The following is a 5585-nucleotide window of genomic DNA, read 5'->3' as shown; positions in this document are numbered from 1 at the left end:
TTTTTATGAAAGAATCGACGTCTTCTTTAGTACTATCAAAGGAAGTTACTAGTCTAATTTCATTTAAATTTTCATTCCAAATATAAAAGTGACAAAACTCTTGTAAGGGAGTTATTACTTCTTTAGGAAGGATAGCAAAAACAGTATTTCCTAAAACTTGATTAGTAACTTTTATATTTATTTTTAATAATTCTTCTTCTAAATATTTAGCAATGTCATTGGCATTTTTAGCACATTCATACCAAATATTATCTTTTAAATATGGGATGAATTGGGCAGATAAGAATCTCATTTTAGAAACTAATTGAAGATTTTGTTTTCTTATCCAAGTAAAATTTTCAGCTAATTTTTTATTAAAAAAAATAATTGCCTCTCCATACATAAGTCCATTTTTAGTCCCACCAAATGATAAAACATCTACACCTAAATCTCCAGAGAGTTCTTTAAAAGAGCATCCTAAAGCAACAGCAGCATTTGCAATTCTAGCACCATCCATATGAAGATACATATTATTTTCTTTTGCAAATTTTGAAATGTTTTTAATCTCTTCGATTGTATAGATAGTTCCAGATTCTGTAGTTTGACTAATAGAGATAATATCAATATTTGGTTTGTGAAAAGTATCTTTGAAATTTAATCTAGATTTAGCAAGGGCTATATCAAATTTTCCATCTTCACTAGGAATAGTTATTAACTGCATTCCAGTTATTTTACTAGGAGCTCCAGTTTCATCTTGAAAAATGTGCGCACTATCTGCACATAAAACTCCAGATGTTTTATTTTTTAGAGCTTCTAAAGATAAAACATTTGAACCAGTTCCATTTATAACAAAAAAAACTTCAACATCACCAAAATATTTTTTAAATTCTTCAACTGCTTCATTGGTTACATCATCACTACCATATGCAGAAGCATGACCTACATTAACTTCAATAATTTTTTCTAATATTTTTTTATGTACACCACTATAGTTATCACTTGCAAAAGTTTTGTTCATATTTCACCCCTATATGTAATTTAATATAAACTATTATATTAAATTAAAACATAAAAATCAAAGTAAATAAAACTTGACAAAAATTGAATAGTAAATTACTATGTTAGAGTAACAAGAAAAGAATACAAGAATCCATATATACTTCAAATAAGGTGAAGAGTTTCTACGAGCTGCCGTAAATAGCTTGCTATGGGTCATTTTTTATGGCCTATATTTTATTATATAGGCTATTTTATTTATCAATAATTAAAATTTAACTATAAAGTGGAGGGATAATGGAAAAAATTTTTAAATTAAAAGAACATGGAACAACAGTGAAGCAAGAAGTAATAGCAGGAATAACAACATTTTTAACAATGGCTTATATTATCTTTGTAAATCCATCTATATTATCGTTAACAGGAATGGATAAAGGAGCTTTAATAACTGTAACATGTTTAGCTTCAGCAATAGGAACTGGAATAACAGCATTTTGGGTAAACGCACCACTAGCAATGGCACCAGGAATGGGGTTAAATGCATTTTTTACATTTACACTAGTATTGGGTAATGGAGCAACTTGGCAAGAAGCTTTAGGGGTAGTATTTATATCAGGAATAATCTTTTTAGGATTAACATTTTCTGGATTAAGAGAAAAAATAATAGAAGCTATACCAGAAGCATTGAGATTAGCTGTAGGTGCTGGAATAGGTTTATTTATAGCTTTTATAGGAATGCAAAGCATGGGATTGATAGTTACAAATCCAGCAACAGTAGTGGCTTTAGGGAAATTTAATACAAGTGTTGTTTTAGGATTAGTAGGATTTGCAATTATGGGATTTTTAGAAATGAGAAAAGTTAAAGGTGGAATTTTAATTGGAATAGTTATAACAACTATTTTAGGCGTGGTATTTGGTGAAGTTTCATTACCAAAAGAAATAATTTCTTCTCCTCCAAGTATAGCTCCAATAGCTTTAAAGTTAGATATAATAGGAGCAATAAAACCAATATTTTTAGGTTCAATATTTTCCTTTATGTTTGTAGATTTATTTGATTCTTTAGGAACAATAATGGCTTGCGCACATGAAGCTGAAATGATAGATGAAAAAGGTAAAATAAAAAATGTGAGTAAAATATTAGAAGCAGATGCAATGGCAACAGTTATAGGTTCTCTTTTAGGAACATCGACAACAACTACATTTGTAGAATCAGCATCTGGAATAGCTGTTGGAGGAAGAACAGGATTAACAGCACTAACAACAGCGATACTTTTTGTCGTAGCACTTTTCTTTTCACCAATAATTGGAATAGTACCTCCATTTGCAACAGCACCAGCATTAATGCTAGTTGGGGTATATATGTTTAAGAATTTGTTAGATATTGATTTTCATAATATAGAAGTAGCAATACCTTGTTTTTTAATAATAATAATGATGCCATTAACTTATAGTATATCTATAGGAATAGCATTTGGATTTATTTCATATATTTTAGTTTGTTTATTTAAAGGGAAACCACAAGAAATTAAACCGATAATGTGGGCGATAGGATTTTTCTCAATAGTTGAATTAATGTTTAAATAGAAATAAAAAAGCTTCTCTGCATAATTATGCAGGGAAGCTTTTTTTGTTTAGATTGCTAATAAAAGATGTTAAGATAAAAGTTATAATTGCTGGTAAAAACCATGCGAAACCATCATTTGCAAATGGAATAAATGATAGATTAACTTTAAATAGTTCAAGAATACTTATTGAAAAAGTTATAAGAACAACAAATTTAAAAGTATAATGATTTTGGATATTGAAAATGTTTAATAAAATTAAAACTATTGTTATTGGATATAGTATAACTAAAACTGGAACAGAAAGAGAAATAATATAATCTAAACCAGCTACAGATAAAATTGTTGAAAACAAACAAATTAAAATAGCAAAAGTTTTATATGAAATCTTAGTTATTTTAGAGAACCAATCACTAGCTAAGGCAACTAAACCAACTGAAGTAGTTAAACAAGCAGCAGCTACACAAATACCGAAAGCGATTTTCCCAACATTTCCTAAAGTCATTTGAGCTAAAGTTAAAGTAGTTTGTGCTGTAGATAATCCTTTGATACTACTAATTTGAGCTCCTAAATAAATTAAACTTAAATATATAAATCCTAAACCAAAGGCAGCAATAAAACCAGCATTAGATAGATATGATTTCTGTTCTTTAACATCTGTAATTCCTTTCCCCTCAAGTCCTCTTATAATGATAACTCCGAACAATACTGATGCTAAAGCATCCATAGTTTGGTATCCACTAATAAAACCATAAGAAAACTGACTTCCAGAAATAGTTGTAGGAACTGGAGTTCCTAATGTTTTAGTAAATCCTAAAATAGTTATAAGTGATAAAATCACTAAAATTATTGGCGTTAAAAATTTCCCAAGAATATCTGTTATGCTAGATTCGTTTAGAACTAAGAATAAAGTTAATGCAAAGAATAAAACTGAAGTAATTAAAGCTAGTATAAAATGATCAACATTTGGGAATAATGGTAATATACCCATCTCAAAAGTTGTTGAACCAGTTCTAGGAATAGCAAATAAGGGTCCAATAACTAAAATTAAAACTGTAGAATAGATACTATTAAATTTAGGTGAAACTTTATTAGCAAATTCATCTAAATTTCCAACTTTCGTAAAAGCAAGTATTCCAAGTAAGGGTAATCCTATTCCTGTTAAGAAAAATCCTAAACTAGCAGGTAACCAACTTTGTCCAACAGCAACCCCCACTGATGGTGGAAATAGTAGGTTCCCAGCTCCAAAAAACATTGAAAATAGTGCAAATCCAAGTATAATAATCTCTTTCTTTTTATTCATAAACCCTCCATTTTTTAATAAAGTATGTAAAAAAAATAATTTTATTTATAAAATTGTATCAAAAAAAATAAAAGAAATCAAGAAAAAAGTATTTAAAATAAAGTAATAAAGTAACAAAAAAATATACATACGAACAAAAAAATTATAATAACATATTAAAAAATATAAGGTGCTTATTTAAAAATACGAACAAAAAATAAAAAAAATTGTTATCTACAAAATGAATAATATTTTTGTTATTATAGAAAAATAAAAAGAATTTTAAGGGAGGTTTATTCATGGAGTTATTAAAATTAGTAATAAATTCTACAAATAATTTATTATGGGGAAAAAATATATTGGTTGTAATGTTAATTGGAACGGCAATATATATATCTTTTAAAACTAGATTTATGCAAATTAGATTGTTTAAAGAGATTTTAGGAACATTATTTACTGATTCTAATAATAAAAATGGAGCGAGTTCTCTAGAAGCTTTTTATTTAGGAACTGCTTGTAGAGTTGGAGCAGGAAATATAGCTGGAGTAATAGCCGCCATTTCAGTAGGTGGACCAGGAGCACTGTTCTGGATGTGGATTGTAGCTATTTTAGGAGCATCAACTTCTTTTATAGAATCAACTTTGGCAGTTTTATATAGAGATAAGGATGAAAATGGAAATTATAGAGGTGGAACCCCTTGGATAATAAAGAAAAAAATAAAAAAGAGATGGATTGGTTTAGTATACTCTATAGCATCTGTTGTTTGCTATATGGGAGTTATTCAAGTTACTTCTAATGCGGTAGTAGAATCAACTTCAGGAGCTTATGGAATAAATAAATATATTTTATCACTAGGAATGGCAATAATAGTAGGGTTAACAATATTTGGGAAAAGTAAAAAAGATAGAATAATATCAGCATTAAATAAAATTGTACCATTAATGGCATTTTTATATTTAGCAGTTGTATTATTTGTCATTTTAACAAATATTAATAGTATTCCAAGTATGTTAAAAAATATAATGTATCAAGCTTTTGGAGGAGAACAATTATTTGGTGGAGCAATGGGTGCTGTAATAATGCAAGGAGTGAGAAGAGGATTATTCTCTAATGAGGCAGGAAGTGGAAATTCAAATTATGCAGCAGCTTTAGTAGATATTGATGAGCCTGCAAAACAAGGGATGGTTCAAGCATTAGGAGTTTTTGTAGACACAATTTTAATATGTAGTGCTACAGCGTTTATTGTATTGTTGGCTGATAAAAATATAACTGATGGATTAAGTGGAATGGTTTTATTTCAAGAGTCTTTAAGATCACATATAGGATGGATTGGAATTCCATTTACAGTTTTAATACTATTTTTTTTCTCATATAGTACAATTTTAGGTGTGACAGTTTATGGAAAAAATGCGCTTTTATTTATAGGAGAACAAAATTATTTAAATAAAATTTATCAAATTTTAGTTATTTTAATGGTATATATTGGAGGAATTCAACAAAATTATTTTGTATGGTCACTTGCAGATTTTGGACTTGGAATAATGACAGTAATAAATATAATTGTTATTTTTCCATATATAGGAGTAGGAGTAGAAGAACTAAAAAAATATGAAACAAAATTACAAAAAAATCAAGAACAAAAAGAAAGAGTATGCTAAAATAACCCATAGATTATATGGGGGTAAAAAATGAAAAAAGTGAGAGTAACACTATCAGAAGATATGTGGAGATTGTTAAAGAAAGATTCTGAAGAGTTTGGAGTAAAT

The 5585-nt window shown here is 28.2% G+C and carries 4 protein-coding genes and 1 riboswitch; of the genes, 2 read left to right on the top strand and 2 right to left on the bottom strand.

The window, feature by feature from the left end:
- On the bottom strand, positions 1 to 997 hold a 997-nt coding region (locus tag Q0V09_RS07035; protein ID WP_297487907.1), incomplete at its 3' end, for a low specificity L-threonine aldolase.
- A 112-nt stretch (positions 998 to 1109) separates the two neighbouring features.
- Positions 1110 to 1207, top strand: a riboswitch (purine riboswitch).
- A 65-nt stretch (positions 1208 to 1272) separates the two neighbouring features.
- Here Q0V09_RS07035 and Q0V09_RS07030 point away from each other — a divergent pair.
- Positions 1273 to 2559 carry an NCS2 family permease gene (locus tag Q0V09_RS07030; RefSeq protein ID WP_297405935.1) on the top strand — a complete coding sequence of 429 codons (1287 nt, stop codon included), beginning with the start codon at positions 1273 to 1275 and terminating at the stop codon, positions 2557 to 2559.
- Between the two features lie 24 nt (positions 2560 to 2583).
- Here Q0V09_RS07030 and brnQ read toward each other — a convergent pair whose 3' ends face one another.
- Complete coding sequence (gene brnQ, locus Q0V09_RS07025; protein ID WP_297487905.1) at positions 2584 to 3840, bottom strand: branched-chain amino acid transport system II carrier protein; 1257 nt, start codon at positions 3838 to 3840, stop codon at positions 2584 to 2586.
- A 278-nt stretch (positions 3841 to 4118) separates the two neighbouring features.
- On the opposite strand from brnQ, the gene Q0V09_RS07020 reads away from it, so the two are divergent.
- Positions 4119 to 5477: a sodium:alanine symporter family protein gene (locus tag Q0V09_RS07020; protein WP_297405937.1), complete on the top strand. Its 1359-nt coding sequence runs from the start codon at positions 4119 to 4121 to the stop codon at positions 5475 to 5477.
- Positions 5478 to 5585: the final 108 nt, after the last annotated feature.

The organism is uncultured Cetobacterium sp., from assembly GCF_947039425.1.
Taxonomy (GTDB): Bacteria; Fusobacteriota; Fusobacteriia; order Fusobacteriales; family Fusobacteriaceae; genus Cetobacterium_A.
Note: the sequence above shows the minus strand (reverse complement) of the source record. Positions and strands in the feature narration are given on the sequence as shown.